The following is a 14,489-nucleotide window of genomic DNA, read 5'->3' as shown; positions in this document are numbered from 1 at the left end:
AGCTTCCGTACTGAACACGCCGAGGCGCCTCCCGCCGTGGCCATGAGCCGTGGCGGAGCGCCCTGGCGGGAGCGTGCGGTCCGACCCGAGGAGCTCAACCGAGCGGGCTGCGCCGGCAGCCGCGCGGTGCTCGGCGTGTGAGCGCGGGGCGCTCGCCACGCGGACGCGGCGCGCCCCTCCAGGATCTTGCGCGGCGCCCCACACCGCGCGTGCGTGCGTCGCTCCCGACGCCTGCCGGGCTCCCGGTGCCGGGCTCATCCGCGCCTGCTTGACAGAATCCCCCTGAGGCCCCAGACAGATCGTCCTAGATGACGATGACGAAGACCACCCTGCCCGTCGTGCTCTTGACAGCCCTCGCCGTCGCGACCGCCGGCTGCGACAGCGCCGGCAACGGCGGGCCGTCCAAGGAGCGGTGGGCGACCACCGAGAACACCACCGTCGACCTCGACCTCGACAAGGTCAACGAGGCCTACAAGGCGGCCGAGGGGCCCGAGGACTTCGAGCGGCGCGTCAACGAGCTCTACCAGGGGAGCGAGGTCATCAGCGTCGCCGTGAAGGACGTGGACGCCAAGACGCAGGTCGTCACCGGCTTCTTCGACAAGAACGGCGACGGCGGCGTGCAGGACCCCGAGAAGGTGTTCACGATCCGCCGGGACGTCTCGGGCGAAGGCGCCGCGCAGATGCAGACGTCCGGGTTCGGCCCCTACGCCTACTACAGCTCGCCGGTGATGAGCCTGGCCTCGGGCATGCTCCTCGGCGCCATGGTGTCGTCGGCGCTGCGCCCGAACTACGTGCCGGTGTACACGCAGCCGTACACCACGCCGCCGGGCCGCGCGCCCGACCTGCGGTCCCACCGCGACGCGTACCGCGCCTCGAACCCGTCCGCGGTCGACCACAGCAAGTCGTCGCAAACGGGCCGGCGCTACAACAACACCGGCAGCAGCCGCTTCGGCAGCGGCAAGTCCAGCGCCGGCTCGCGCTTCGGCGTCCGCCGCAGCGAGCGCGGCCGCAGGCCCGAGCGGCTCGTCGCGTAGCAGCGGCCGCTCGTCCGCCGTCTGCCCGCCCGCCGCGATGCAGCCCCTGCGCAGCATCTCCGAGCTCCCGTTCCGCTGCCGTCCCGCGCTGGAGCTGCTGAACCTCGAGCAGCACCGCGACGCGCCGGACGTGGAGTCCACGCAGTTCGGCTGGTGCCGGGTCGAGGCGCTCCGGCTGGATGGCCGCGCGGATCGCGGGCCGGTCCGGGTGACCGACGCGCTCGTCGTGGCGGTCCACGCCGCGGAGGATCCGGAGGAGCTGGCCGACGACGTGGAGCTGGAGTTCTTCGTCGAGGAGGTCGCCAAGGACTACTCGGTGACCGTGCTCCTGTCGGCGTTCCTGGAGCGCTGGCTGCCCGCGGCGTACTCCGGCGAGCGCGCCATCGTGCTCGCCATGTGCAACCCCCACGCCGCGCGCATCCGGCGGCCGGAGGCGGCGGGGCGCACCCCCGTGTATTACGCCCACGGCGACGTGGACGCGTGGCTCGACACCGACGCAGACGGGCGCCGGCACATCCGCCTGGAGGCGGAGGCCTGGCGCATCGCGGAGTGAGACCATGTTCGAAGGACGCAGACAGCCGATCGTGTCGCGCGAGCAGAAGCTGGTCTATGCCGGCATCTACGTGCTGAAGAAGATGGACCTGAAGCCCGCCGACGGAGGCATGGAGTTCCCCATCGTGCTGCCGCCCGAGCTGAGCCCGCTGGAGGACGTCCTGCAGGAGCTCGTCAACGCGGACCTCATCGAGGTGAATCGCCGCAAGGCGCGGTTCGAGGTCACCAAGAAGGGGCTGGCGTACCTCGGCGAGATCATCGACGAGGCGGAGGCGCTGGTCGACGAGTTCGACGACGAGTCGCTCGAGGACGCGGTGGCCGAGCTCCGCCGGCGGAACGTGGACGTGCTGCGGGCCCGGTTTTTGTGGGGCTGGTACGACGGCGAGCTGGACGACCTGGTGCTGTTCCAGCAGCGCCGGGGGGCGACGCCGGTGGAGCCGTGGTGGGCGGACTACCTGATGAGCGACGCGTTCTACGAGGCGCTGAAGAGCGATTACGCGTGAGCGAGAGGGCGGCCGTCCGAGCCGGCGCCGCCTGGTGAATGGGCGCGTCGCGGCGGCGCTGCGCGGTTCGCCGTCAGCGCGGCTGGTCGAGCCGGATCATCGGCCTCAGAAGACGTAGACGCTCTTGGGGACGAACGGCAGCGGGCTCAGGCCGCTCTCCCCGAAGACGGGGTACGGGTAGCCGATGCAGTCCTCGTTCGTGAAGATCGCGGCGGCGGCGCCGTTGGTGTTGTAGGCAGAGTGTGCTCTTCCCTCCCAGCCGTGCTCCGGAAGGTTGACGCACGTGCCCACCTGCGGGTTCAGCGCCCGGACATTGAAGATTTCCCCGCCGTAGCCCTCCTCCTCGAAGAGGCAGAGGACGCCGTCGAACGGGCAGGGAACGGGGTCCTCCTCCGCCGAGGCCACCTCGGGAAGCAGCAGGCCTGCCCCCGCGAGGACGCCGACGCCCACCAGGGCGCGTAGGCCCAGGGAGCGGGACGGAGCGAAACGGCGGAGGTTCTGAACGAGTTTGAGCAAGCGCATGTGGTTTCCTCCTCCTGCCCACCCATGGGCAGGTACTGCGGAGGCACCTAGCGCTGGAGGCGATTCACGCATTCCCGGTTTCGATGATCGTTAACAGAATTTAACTCAAGTAACACACGGGCTCGCATATCTCTGAAAATATCCCATGCTGGAGGACGGACTGCGCGGACGGCTCGTCGATGCGCGACGGCACATCGCCCGCGGGAGGCGAGCTGCGGGCGATGGCCGCTGCTCGTCTTCAGGCGCTCTCAGGCGCTCGACAGGTCGGCTTGGGGCCCGTAGCATCCTCCTGGTGACGTCGTGGCGTGGCGAGCTGGCGCGGCGGATGTCAGGGCCCCAGCGGCACCGGCTCCTGCAGGGGTATCCCATGCTGCCGCTGATGCGGCCTGCCGTCGAGCGGTCACGCGGCGTGCTCCGAGGGACCGTCCGGCGCGCCGACGGCGAGGTGCGTGCGTTGGGCCTCGCCAGGGCTCCTGAGGACCGAGAGGGGATCCCGGGCGCGGGCGAGCCCCCTTGGGTGCAGCTCGACCCCACCCGACCGATCCTCGTCGGCGTGCTCCCGCACGCGCAGTGCAATCCGAGGGTCGAGGGCTGCGGGTTCTGCACGTTCCCGCACGACCCCTACGACAAGGGGCTGCTCCGCCGCACGGCGCGGGCGGTGGCCGAGCAGATCGACGCGTTCTTCCAGGAGCACCCCGAGCTTGCCGGGCGACGCGTGGACGCGGTCTATTTCGGCGGCGCGACAGCCAACCTCACGCCGAGGGGGGAGCTCTCTGCCATCGGCGAGGCGCTCGGGCGCCATCTCGATCTGCGTGGGGCCGAGGTGACGCTCGAGGGCGTCCCGGCCCTGTTTCGCTCGCTGTTGCGCGGTCCCTTCGAGGTGCTGCTCGACATGCCGGCCCGCCACCGGCGGATCAGCATGGGCGTGCAGACGTTCGATGAGGCGATGCTCACCCGGATGGGGCGGCGAGGCTTCGGCGGCCGGCGCGACGTCGAGCGGGTCGTCGAGAAGGCTCACCGGAGCAGGCTCACCGTGTCGGGCGACTTCCTCATCAACCTGCCCTCTCAGCCCCTGGCGCGGATGCTGGCCGACGCGGGCGAGGCCCAGGCGCTCGGGTTCGATCAGATCTGCGTCTATCATCTGGTGCTCGCCGCAGGCCAAGGCACCCCGTGGGCAGAGGACCGGGCGATCCGCGCCGAGCTGCCCTCTGTCGAGCAGGCCTGCGACAACTGGCTCGCCGTGCGCGAGGCGCTGCTCCAGCGCGGCTACGTTCAGGCGACGTTGACGAACTTCGAGCGCGCCGATGTCCACGCGACCGATCGCCGTTTCGTCTACGAGGAGCACAGCTTCACGCCCGCGCGCTACGACGCCATCGGCTTTGGGCCGCTCTCGATCTCGTCGTTCACGGACCTCTCGCGGCGTCGCGCCGTGAAGCTCGCGCGCGCCAAGTCGCTGGAGGCGGGCCTCTGGGGGGAGCACGATCTCTTCTTCGCGTACCACGAGGAAGATCTGCGCCTGCTCTTCGTGACCCGCACCCTTTGCCGGCTCCGCGTCCCGCGCGCCGCGTATCGCGAGATCTTCGGAGCGGATCTCGTCGAGCATTTCGGGGAGGCGATCGAGGCGATCGAGGCCGCCGGCCTCGCGGCGCTGGACGCGGAGGCGCTGCGCCTCACGCCGCGGGGGATGTTCTATGCAGACTCCGTCGCGGGGCTCCTCGCGTGGCCCCGTGTCGAGGCGCTGCGCGCGGACGGCGCGGGGCGGCGCACGCGCGATCTCCTGGACGACAAGGTGCGGCTCAACGATTTCATGGGGTGAGTCGAGCGACCATGGCAGAAAGCGGGATGAGCCATCGTCATCGGGTCCAGATCGCCGCTAGATCGAGCTCCACCGCATCGAGCGGCTCGGCCCTCACCTTCGCGTCCTCTTCGTAGGTCTCGAGCAGCGCCCACCGACCGCCTTTGAGTCGACTTGGCAGGCAGGGTCACTCCGCCGCGCGGCCGCGCCTGCGAAGGATGACGGCGGCGAGCGCGAGCCCGCCTAGCCAGGCCAGGGCTCCGGACGTGCGCGGCGCGCTCTGCGCGACGCCGCAGCCGCCGCCGCCCTTACCGGGCGAGGTGGGACCTCCGTCAGGGGAGCCCGCGTCGACGTCGGAGCTCGTGCAGTCCGCGCCGGCGTCGGGCAGGACCTCGCAGATGCCGCTCTGGGTCGCGCCCGTCTCGACGCTGCACGCCTCGCAGCTCGACGTGCAGGCGCGGTCGCAGCAGACGCCGGACACGCACGCTCCGCTCGCGCACTCGTCGCCCGACGTGCAGGCATCGCCCACCGGCAGGAGCTCCCAGAGCGTTCCGTCGTTTGCGAAGAAGATCATCCGGTCTCGCGCGGCGTCGTAGACGAGACCGTTCGAGAACGAGCCAGGGGGCGCGGTCGGCGTCACGCGCTGTACCCAGGTGGTTCCGTCGTACTCCCAGACCTCGTTGTGGCGATAGCCGCCGTAGAGCACCATCACCCCGCGGCGCTCGTCGAAGGCCATCGAGTGACCGCCGCGCGCCGTGGGGCGCGTGACGGGCGACATCAGGGTCCAGCTGCTGCCGTCCCACTCCCAGGTCTCGTCGATCTGCGAGTCTCCCGACCCGTCCGTGTAGCCGCCGAACCGCACGATGCGCTCGCGCGACGCGTCGTAGGCCATGGCGCTGTCGCGCGCGGGGGTGGGCCCGTCGACCATGACCTGCTGCCAGCTCGCGCCGTCCCAGGTCCAGGTGGCCGCGCCGCTCAGCGCGACCGTGACCCCGCGCGCGGCGTCGAAGGCCATCAGCGACATCGCGCTCGGCGCGGGCCCCACGTCGACCCAGGCCGTCCCGTCATACTCCCAGGTTTGCTGGTCGACCTCGGTCACCGCGCGCGATCGCCTGCTGTCGTAGGCCATGGCGAGCCCTGTCGGCGTCGACGACACCGCGCGAGGGCCGCGCGTCCAGCCCGCGCCGTCCCACTCCCAGGTCGCGTCTTCGGGATCGGTGACCGAGCCGAAGTAGATCACGCGCTCGCGCGCCGGATCGTAGACGTGCGCAGCGCCGTTGCGCGCCCGGGGGCGCGTGGACGGCAGCTCGTGCCAGGTGGCTCCGTCGTATTCCCAGGTGCTGGCCGACGCGTTGTGGGCGACGAGGCGGCCCCGCGCGGCGTCATAGGCGATGACCGCGTGGGCGCGCTCGCTCTCCTGTCCGTCGCTCGCGTCCACACGTGACCAGGCGCTCCCGTCCCAGGCCCACAGCCCGCCCTCGACCAGGCCCACCACACGTCCGGCGGTCTCATCGTAGGCGAGCGAGTAGCTGTAGGCGTACGGCAGCGGCGTCGTCGCCGCGATCCGGCTCCACGCGGCGCCGTTCCATTCCCAGGTCTCGGAGGCCGGGCCGTCGACGGGCCGCACCAGCACCACGAGCTCGCGCGCGCGGTCGTAGGCGGCGCCGGCGTACTGCGAGGCCGGCGACTCGGCGGCGTCCGCCTTCGTCCAGGCCTCTCCGTCGAACAGCCAGGTGTCGTCGCGCGGCGTGGCATTGGTATGACCGGCGCCGCCCGTGAGCACGACGCGGTCGCGCGCGGCGTCGTACACGAGGGTCGCGCCGCCGCCTGCCTCAGGGCCGCTCGGCGTCTGCTCCTGCCAGGTTCCCCCCGAAAAGAGCCATGTGCTGCGCGAGCGGTCGGCGCCGACGTGGTCGGCCGCGAGCCCGCCGAACACCACCACGCGATCGCGCGCCTCATCGTAGGCCGCTCCCTGCATGAACAGGCTGCTGTTGGCGTCGGCCACGTGGTCCCAGCCGCGGCCATCCCAGCTGAACACGCCGCGGTTGGGGCGACCGCTGACGAGCAGCACTCTCTCCATGCCCGCGTGGTAGACGAAGCGAGCGTGGTCATCGAAGGAGACATCGCCCCAGTCGCGGATCTTCCAGGTACCCGCGGGCGTCGGGTCGAGGGCCGAGGTCAGCGAATCGACCCTGTCGTGTGCGGCTTGCGGATGTGTGGAGCAGCCGACGAGCGCGAGGACGGCGAGCACAGGAGAAAGGCGCATTCTCGCAGGATATCGTCAGCGCCGATGGGACCCCAAGAGGAACCGACGCCGGGAGACGCGAGCCGCTCTCACCCTGTAAGACTGGGACCTTCCGAGCCGCAGCCCGCCCGCCGCGGCGGATGTACGCGGCGGCACGGCGGGCGACAACACAGGAGCGGTGCTCATGGCCGGCGAGCCCGCCCGTACATGCCGGCGAGCTCCCCGAGATCGACTTGGGCGAGGCGGCGGCGGACGTCGCCCGTGTACCAAGGGTGCCCGGCGCTGTCGGGCCGTGTGCGTTTCGGTGAGGTTCCCCTGTGCTCGGCGTCGGCAGCGGGGCATCGCGGCGACAAGGGATCTTTGAAATCGGCGTCGGACGCGCGCTGGCCGGCGAGCGCGCGGCCGGGATCTTCGCCGTGTGAACCGCGCGCCACGGGTGCGACCGTGCCGCGCGCGTCGCGCGCACGCAGCGCGGGAGATGGAAGCCAGCGCTCGCGTACAGCATGTTCTATCATCGAGAGCATCACCGGTTCCCGCAGGTGCCAACAACGCACGTGCGCGAGCTGACGAGGCGTCTCGACGCGGTGGCGCCCGTCGCTGCCGAGCACGAGATCTATTGAGGCCGCTTTGCGCCGCCGGTCGCGGCGGCGGCTTCGATGTTCAATCGCCGTATGCAGAGCTTCAGGCCTGCGCGGAGATTGCCCATCGTGATGACCTCCGAAAGGTCGAGACCCAGCGTGATCATCGTCTGCGCCACGTTCGACCGGATGCCCGTGATCACGCCCTCCGCGCCGAGGAGCCTTATCGCGCGGACCAGCTCGACGAGGTAGCTCGCCGTCTTCGTGTCCACCGCGTCGACCCCGGTGAGATCCAGTATCGCGAAGCGCGCCCCCTTGGTGACGATCGCATCGAGGAGGTTGTCCATCACCTCGGAGGTCCTCGCGCTGTCGATGACGCCGACCATCGGCATTGTCAGCACGCGATCCCAGACCTCGATGATGGGCGTCGATAGCGTGCGGATGACCTGCTGCTGGGCTTCGATCATGGCGAGCTTCGCCTCGATCTCGCTCTCCCTACGCTTGAGGTCCGTGATGTCGAACGTCACGGAAACGGCACCGTCAGGCGCGCCGCGTTCGTCCAGCACGGGAAGGAACCACGACCGCCAGCTCGCGCCGTGGGCCTCGGTGTCCATCTCCGCAGCCTCTCCAGCGAACGCTCGCCGGATCGCCTCCGCAGACGCCGGGTCGACCCCGTACAGGTCCAAGACGTTCATGCCGAGGAGCTGCCCCGGCGTCAGGCCCGCGCGCTCGATCCCCTTGCCGTCATGGAAGGTGAAGACCCCATTGCGGTCGTACTTGCACGCGACGAGCGGAGCGTGATCGAGAATGGCGCGGAGGAGGATCGCGTGATCTCGCGCCTGCTCCGCCGCACGGCCGAGCCCGGTCACGTCCTGCCCGAGGAAGAGCCTGCGCACCACCCGGCCGCCCGCGTCGCGCATCGGTTGGTGGACCCACTCGCACACGACGACGCCCCCGTCCGCCCGCCTGTGCTGGACGGTGAGCGGCGCGCCCACCGGCCCGTCGCAGAGGCGCCGCCAGAGGTCGACGTCGGCGCCGCCCAGGATCGTGTCCGAGAGGCGGCGGCCAATCACCTCTTCCCTGGCATAGCCAAGAACCCGTGCTGCCCCGGCGCTCCACGCGGCGATCTCGAGAGCCCCGGTGTCCCCCGTACACTCCATCGCGATGAACGGCCCATTCAGGACAGCGCTCATGTAGCCCGTCGCGATCTCCAGCTCGTCCGGGTTCGCAGCTTCGGTCATGTCGTGTACTGTACAGGAGGCGCCGTCGCCATGTCGAGGAGTACGGCGATGTAGTCTTGATCGCGCAAGGGCTCTGGGCGGGCGATCGCAGCATCGAGCGATTCATCGCGCCGGCCCTGCGCCGATCACGGGCCGACTCAGGCGCCGTGCTGATCCGCAAAGCACCCACAACGGTCGTGCCAGATGTTCTCCCATCAAGCTTCGCTCTTCGGACGTCCAGTGACGCTCCAACCCGGGTTGGGCGCTCGACGTCGTAGCGGCAAGCTGGCTGCCGTCGGGGCTCCACTGCCCCCGCGGTTCGCGAGGTGCCGAGCCGCCATGGCGCCGCCACCCGCGCCGTCCCTGTCCCTGATCAGCTCCGCGTGACCGAGCTCGTCGCGCACGGGGCCGCAAGCGAGGTCCCTGCGCGCGCCCGATGAGCCGGACGCGGCGCCCCCTCGAGGTTCACGCGGCGGCGCTCTCGACGAGGTCCGCCGCTACGGCCGCGCCATCCACCGCCACGGCGCCCGCGATCGCGCCGGCGCGAGCAGCGACCCCCTCATCGAGCGCGCCCCCCAACGCCGCCCGGAGCGACTCCGCGCTCAGCGCCCCACGCGCAACGGACGTCCCGATCCCGAGCGCCCGCACGCGCGCCGCCCAGTACGGCTGATCCGCGAACATCGGCACGATCACCTGCGGCACCCCCGCGCGCGCCGCGGTCGTGGTCGTCCCCGCCCCGCCGTGGTGCACCACCGCGGCGACCCTCGGGAACAGCGCCTGCTGGTTGACGTCGCCGATCGCGATGCAGTCGGCGGCGTCGTCGACCAGACCGAGCTCGGCCCACCCCTGCGACAGCACCACGCGGCGCCCCGCGGCCCGCACCGCCTCGATGACGCTCCGGCCGGTCTGCGGGTCCACGGGCATGCTGCCGAAGCCGACGTAGACGGGCGGCTCGCCGGCGGCGAGGAACGCTTCCAGCTCGGGGACGAGCGGCGTCGTGTCCTCAAGCAGCCAGGCTCCCGTCTGCGCGACCTCCAGGCCGGGCGTCGCCGGCAGCGGCCCGAGGACCGGGTCCGCCGCGAGCCACGGAGCCTTGCCCAGGACGTGGCTGAACGCATCGCTCAGCGGACTCAGCCCCATCCGCTCCCGATGGTCGTTGAGCCGCTCGAGGACCCGCTCGTTCCAGCTCCGCGCTTCGTCCTGCCAGCCTCGGAGGTTGGCGTCCGCGTCGCCCCCGGGCACCCCGCCGGGCGCATGATCCGGCGACGGCAGGGCCACCGGCGCGTACAGGGCGACCACCGACGGGATGCCCAGCCGTTCCGCGAGGGACCGCGCGGCGTACTGGTGCGCTCCGCCGGCCACGATCGCGTCGCATCCCTCGGCGGCCGCCGCGGTCGCGTCGAACTGGTCCTTCACGAGGTGCGCGACGAGCGCGCGGACCTGCTCCGGCGTCGGCATCGCGGCCTGCGCGCCGGCGGCCCCGTTCGGCGCACGCATCGCGATGCCGATCGGGCTCGCCGTGAAGCCCATGCCAACCACCCAGTCGATGAAGTTCGGCGGAATGCACAGCCGCACGTCGTGCCCACGACGCCGCATCTCGGCGGCCAGGGCCACCACGGGTTGCACGTCACCGCGCGTCCCCACTCCCGTCAGCAGTACCCGCATCGTCTCTCTCCCTTTCACCACGCGCGCCGCGTGGATGACGGAGGACGAAATGGCACCGCCGATGCGATTTTTCATCGTATTATCGCCCGAGTTCCGGTATACATGCTGAAGCGGGGGGCGGGAGAAGACGCCCGCGACGCGGATCATCCGTTCAGGCCGAAACGGCCGGTGGATCTCGCGCGAACCAGCGCGCTTCCCCTCGTCGGCGTCATGGACGGCGAGAGCGTCGGGGACCGTGGTAGGTTCTTCGAGTGGGCATTGATTTCACTGCATTGCTCGACCACGCGCTCTCCTGGGACGAGCTTTATCGCCTTCCGGAGCTGCTGGATGCGCGGTTCGGCTGTCCTGCAGCAGCGCTCGATGTCCACCTCGACCTGGATTTCGCTCCTTGTCCGTGGCGCTGGGACCGAGACCCACTTTACAGCAACGCCGCCGAGGAGCTGTTCGAGACAGGGCACCTTTCGCTGTCGGGTCCTTTCGGCTTCTCCGCGACTGTCTTCCGGACGGGCCTCGAGCTCACGCATCCGGCCCGATGGTGGTCATTCGTGTTCGAACCCCACGTCCGCGAGGGTCTTCGCGAGGCCGCCCGCGCCGTGGCGACGGTCCTTCGGAGCACGACGATCATCTACGCTCCAGACAGCTCCCATCCGACATCTGGGGGCTCCGACCTCTTGTTCGACGGCGGCTCCTTTGGAGAGGTGCTGCGCTGGTTCGCCGAGCGGATCGGCCCTCCAGCGTCGGGTCCACAGGAGCTGGCCGGCGCGGAGGAAGGGACGAGCGAGGTGGGGTACCTCGTCGAGCGCGTGTCCGGCTAGCGCTTCCTGCGGGACGCCGAGACGCCCGACAGGGCCTTCTTCAGCCGCTCCGCCAGGTCGCCCTTCGGCTCCACCCGCACGTGCTCCAGCCCCAGCCACGCGGCCATCGTCCGCAGCTCGCCCGCCAGCCGCTCCGGCGTCTCTGCGCCCGCCGAGGGCTCGGCGTGGCTCGCCTGCACGACCAGCACGCCCGCCTTGCGATCGGCCTTGAGGTCCACCCGCGCGGTGATCGCGTCGCCCTCGAGGAACGGCAGCACGTAGTAGCCGTGGGTCCGCTTCGCCGCGGGGGTGTAGATCTCGAGCCGCACCCGCACGCCGAACATCCGCTCGGTGCGCTCGCGGAACCAGATCAGGTTGTCGAAGGGCGAGAGCAGGGCGCAAACCTCGATCCGCCTCGGCCGCCGGGCGGCGGGATCGAGGAACGCCGGCTCCCGCCAGCCCTTCACGCCCACGGGGAGCAGCTCACCGGCTTCGACCAGCTCGGCGACCCGCGCCCTCGCCTCGGCGACCCCCATGCGGAAATAGTCCCGCAGGTCCCGCTCGGTCGCCACGCCCATGGCCCGGGCGGCGATGCGGATCAGCGCGCGCTGGGCGTCCTCGCGCGCGGGCGTCGGCGCCTCGATCACCGCCCTCGGCAGCACCTTCTCCGGCAGGCCGTACACCCTCTCGAAGGTCCCCCGCCGGGTGGCGGTCGTCAGCTCGCCGCTCCAGAACAGGCACTCGGCCGCCCGCTTGGCGTCGCTCCAGCCCCACCAGCCGCCCGCCCCCTTCGCGCCGACCTCGAGCTCGGAGGCGGCCAGCGGCCCGCGCTCGCGGATCTGCTCCAGCGCCCGGTCCACCACCGTCCGGTGCTCGCGCAGGAAGCGCGCCACGCCCTTCCAGACGCCCACCCCGTCGCGCGCGTCGGCCATCCGCCAGCGCAGCAGCGGCTGGGCGGCGAGCGGCAGCAGCGAGGCCTCGTGCGCCCAGTACTCGAACAGCGGCCGCTTCCTCGCCCAGGCGAGCTCCTCCAGCATCGGCCGCGGATAGGCCCCCAGCCGCGAGAAGGCCGGCAGGTAATGGGTGCGCGAGACCACGTTGACGCTGTCGATCTGCACGACGCCCAGCCGCTCGATCAGCCGGGTCAAGTGTTGCTTCGTCGCCGCCGGCCCGGGCCGCTCCGCCCGAAAGCCCTGCGCCGCCAGCGCGACGCGCCGGGCCTCCGCCGCCGACAGGGTGTCCTTCATCCGCGCCTTCCGTCCGTTCGGGCCCGCACGATAGAGCCTGAGCAAAGAAAATACAATGTTGCGGCGCGCCCAATGACCAGCTTCTGTTATCAGCGGTACGGTGGCAAGTTGGCCAACGGATGTCGGCGGCGCGCGAGGCGGAGCCGCGTGCGTCTCGCGAACAGTTCAAGATGCCACGAAAGGCGCGAACGACGGAGCGCTGGTGCCGGCCCAGCCTCCGGCGCCGCAGCGCACCGCCGGACCGCTCGGCGGATCAACCACATCGAGAGGTTTCCAGCATGGGGATGTTTGACTGGTATACGCCGGCGCCGCAGCTCGCTTGCCCCAGGTGTGGCGCTACGCTCGACGGCTGGCAGGGAAAAGACGGTCCGTGTGGCCTGTTCGAATGGGTGCAGGGGATGCCTTCACCACCACGGCAAGACGTCGACGAGGAGTGTGCCATTTCGGCGAGCGACCGGGAGCGCTTCCGGCTGCCCGCGCATTTCGGGATCTACACCGAGTGCGAGCGCTGCCGCGCTTGGATCGAAGCCGAGGGATCGTGTGAGGGCGACGTGTGGACCCGCATCGAGCTCGTCGAGGGCCCCGGCTGAGGTCGGGGTAGGCAAGGCACGGTTGGTTGTTCCAAGGTGCTCCACCACCTCCTGCCAGCTCGGGGTGCGCGCCGGCGGTGAACGGTGGACGCCGGCACGCCCGTGGCCGCGGTCCTCTCGGATCGGACGCGGGACGCCAGGATCACCGACATCCCGCAATCGCTACGCCTCGGCGCGGCGCTCGATCGCCTCGAGCGCCATCCGGGCCGTGTCGCACACGCGGTACACGCTGGTGAGGATGCCGCTCGCCGTGCGCTCGAACGGCTTGGTCTCGTCCTCGAGCAGCCGCTCGAGCGCCGGCCGCACCCGGGCGTCGCCGAGCTCGCCCAGCAAGCGCGCGGCGCCCTGGCGAACGAACGGATCGGCGTGCCGCGTCAGTGCGATCAGCGCGTCGAGGCCCGCGGCGCGATCCTGCCGGACGAGCGCCCGGCACGCGCCCATCCGGTGGCAGGGCTCCTCGCCGAGCGCGGACGCGCGCAGCCGCTCCACGAGCTCCGGCGCGTCGACGTGCGCGAGAACCTCCAGGCCGTACATCGCCACGCGCGGCCCTTCGTGATCGAGCATCGCCGCGGCGGCGGCGGCGAACGCCGCGGCCTCCGCCGGCGGCACGCCCCGGCCGGCCATCGCCGCGAAGCGCCGGCCTGCATCCTCCGCCACGCCCTGGCGCGCGTCGCGGAGGCGCGGCACGAGATCGGCCAGCGTCAGCACCTGCGCGTCGTCCAGGGCGCGGAGGGCCGCCGACGCGATCGCTCCGTCGGCGTCGTCGAGCAGGGCGCGGGCATCGGCGGCCCAGCGCGCCGCATCGCCCTTGCACACGCACTCCAGCGCCGCCCGGCGCGGCCCCGGCGCGGGATCGCGCAAGAACGGCCGCGCCAGCGCCCTCGCATCGCCGTCGAAGTCCCCGATCACGGCCAGCGCCTGCTCCCGGACGCCGGCGTCGGGGTGATCGAGCCGCGCGATCACCAGCTCGAGCGTGTCCCTGCCCACCCGCGGCAGCCGGCGCATCGCCGTCAGCGCGTCCACGAGGCGCTCCCCCCGGCGCAGCGCATCGGCCAGCTCGGGCTCGAAGCCCGGCATGCCGATGCCGAACCCATGCATCTTGCATCCGGCCAGGAGCTCGCCGAGCCAGCGCTCGTACCAGTCGAGGAAGCCCGCGCTCTCGGGGAAGTACGGTCGCCCGCCGTCGAGGTCGACGTACACCACCCGCCCGCGCGCCGGCCCGGTGACCACGAGCTGGCTGTAGAAGCTGCAGCCCTGCGTGCCGAGGGTCAGCGTGCCCCGCAGCGCGCGGTCCATCGGCTCGTCCTCGCCGGGCAGGAGCGCCTCGAGCCAACCTTGGCCGGGCGGCAGCGTGTCGGGATGCAGCGGGCACTCGGCGTCGAGGTCGTCGCGCGCCTCGTACCGCGCGTCGTCCCACCGCGCGAGCGTCATGAGCCCGTAGTGCGGCCCGGCCCCGCCGTGCCCCGCGAGCAGCAGGAACGCGCGGTAGTCCTCGGGCAGCCGCACCCGCCGCGCGGCCTCGAACGCGGCCACCTCGGCCTCGGTGGCCGGCGGCTGCAGCTCGAAGCGATGCGCGTGGCTGCCGAAGCACGAGAGCCCCCGCGCGCGAACGGCGGTCAGCTTGGCGACGATCCCGTCGAGGCGCTCGCGCATGGGGCACGCTAGCACCCGCGCGCGGGCGCTGGAATTCTCGCCGATTCACCAGCCAGTGTCTGCGCGCGCGCCCGCACAGAAGCCCAGCGAG

The 14,489-nt window shown here is 71.5% G+C and carries 13 protein-coding genes; 7 read left to right on the top strand and 6 right to left on the bottom strand.

Annotated features, from left to right (window positions below):
• Positions 1-308: 308 nt before the first annotated feature.
• From WME83_RS48370 to WME83_RS48360, 3 genes are read left to right on the top strand one after another with little or no spacing between them, the layout of a single operon-like run.
• Positions 309-1,034: a hypothetical protein gene (locus WME83_RS48370; protein WP_437316478.1), complete on the top strand. Its 726-nt coding sequence runs from the start codon at positions 309-311 to the stop codon at positions 1,032-1,034.
• A gap of 37 nt (positions 1,035-1,071) precedes the next feature.
• Complete coding sequence (locus WME83_RS48365; protein WP_437316477.1) at positions 1,072-1,587, top strand: hypothetical protein; 516 nt, start codon at positions 1,072-1,074, stop codon at positions 1,585-1,587.
• A 4-nt stretch (positions 1,588-1,591) separates the two neighbouring features.
• Positions 1,592-2,089: a hypothetical protein gene (locus WME83_RS48360; protein WP_437316476.1), complete on the top strand. Its 498-nt coding sequence runs from the start codon at positions 1,592-1,594 to the stop codon at positions 2,087-2,089.
• A gap of 105 nt (positions 2,090-2,194) precedes the next feature.
• Here WME83_RS48360 and WME83_RS48355 read toward each other — a convergent pair whose 3' ends face one another.
• Entirely contained in the window at positions 2,195-2,611 is a 417-nt protein-coding gene (locus WME83_RS48355; protein ID WP_437316475.1) for a peptidase inhibitor family I36 protein, read from the bottom strand.
• Between the two features lie 292 nt (positions 2,612-2,903).
• Here WME83_RS48355 and WME83_RS48350 point away from each other — a divergent pair, with 292 nt between their 5' ends.
• Entirely contained in the window at positions 2,904-4,427 is a 1,524-nt protein-coding gene (locus tag WME83_RS48350; RefSeq protein ID WP_437316474.1) for a radical SAM protein, read from the top strand.
• 166 nt (positions 4,428-4,593) lie between these two features.
• Here the strand turns inward: WME83_RS48350 and WME83_RS48345 are convergent, their stop codons facing one another.
• On the bottom strand, positions 4,594-6,672 hold the full coding sequence (locus tag WME83_RS48345) for a hypothetical protein (RefSeq protein WP_437316473.1): 2,079 nt from the start codon (positions 6,670-6,672) through the stop codon (positions 4,594-4,596).
• 482 nt (positions 6,673-7,154) lie between these two features.
• On the opposite strand from WME83_RS48345, the gene WME83_RS48340 reads away from it, so the two are divergent.
• A complete protein-coding gene (locus WME83_RS48340) occupies positions 7,155-7,271 on the top strand; it encodes a hypothetical protein (RefSeq protein ID WP_437316472.1) in 117 nt (38 codons plus the stop codon).
• Here WME83_RS48340 and WME83_RS48335 read toward each other — a convergent pair.
• On the bottom strand, positions 7,265-8,470 hold the full coding sequence (locus WME83_RS48335) for a PAS domain S-box protein (protein WP_437316471.1): 1,206 nt from the start codon (positions 8,468-8,470) through the stop codon (positions 7,265-7,267). The genes WME83_RS48340 and WME83_RS48335 overlap by 7 nt on opposite strands.
• A gap of 444 nt (positions 8,471-8,914) precedes the next feature.
• Positions 8,915-10,114, bottom strand: a complete 1,200-nt coding sequence (locus WME83_RS48330; RefSeq protein WP_437322127.1) for a glycosyltransferase — start codon at positions 10,112-10,114, stop codon at positions 8,915-8,917.
• 251 nt (positions 10,115-10,365) lie between these two features.
• Here WME83_RS48330 and WME83_RS48325 point away from each other — a divergent pair, with 251 nt between their 5' ends.
• Positions 10,366-10,929: a hypothetical protein gene (locus WME83_RS48325; protein WP_437316470.1), complete on the top strand. Its 564-nt coding sequence runs from the start codon at positions 10,366-10,368 to the stop codon at positions 10,927-10,929.
• Here WME83_RS48325 and WME83_RS48320 read toward each other — a convergent pair.
• Positions 10,926-12,155, bottom strand: coding sequence for a winged helix-turn-helix domain-containing protein (locus tag WME83_RS48320; RefSeq protein ID WP_437316469.1), 1,230 nt, complete (start codon positions 12,153-12,155; stop codon positions 10,926-10,928). The genes WME83_RS48325 and WME83_RS48320 overlap by 4 nt on opposite strands.
• A gap of 278 nt (positions 12,156-12,433) precedes the next feature.
• Here WME83_RS48320 and WME83_RS48315 point away from each other — a divergent pair, with 278 nt between their 5' ends.
• Positions 12,434-12,745: a hypothetical protein gene (locus tag WME83_RS48315; RefSeq protein ID WP_437316468.1), complete on the top strand. Its 312-nt coding sequence runs from the start codon at positions 12,434-12,436 to the stop codon at positions 12,743-12,745.
• Positions 12,746-12,907: 162 nt separating this feature from the next.
• On the opposite strand, the gene WME83_RS48310 is transcribed toward WME83_RS48315, so the two are convergent.
• Positions 12,908-14,398, bottom strand: a complete 1,491-nt coding sequence (locus WME83_RS48310; RefSeq protein WP_437316467.1) for a HEAT repeat domain-containing protein — start codon at positions 14,396-14,398, stop codon at positions 12,908-12,910.
• Positions 14,399-14,489: the final 91 nt, after the last annotated feature.

The sequence above is a fragment of the Sorangium sp. So ce385 genome (genome assembly GCF_051474135.1).
Taxonomy (GTDB): Bacteria; Myxococcota_A; Polyangia; order Polyangiales; family Polyangiaceae; genus Sorangium; species Sorangium cellulosum_D.
This window is presented reverse-complemented; position numbering and strand designations above follow the sequence as displayed.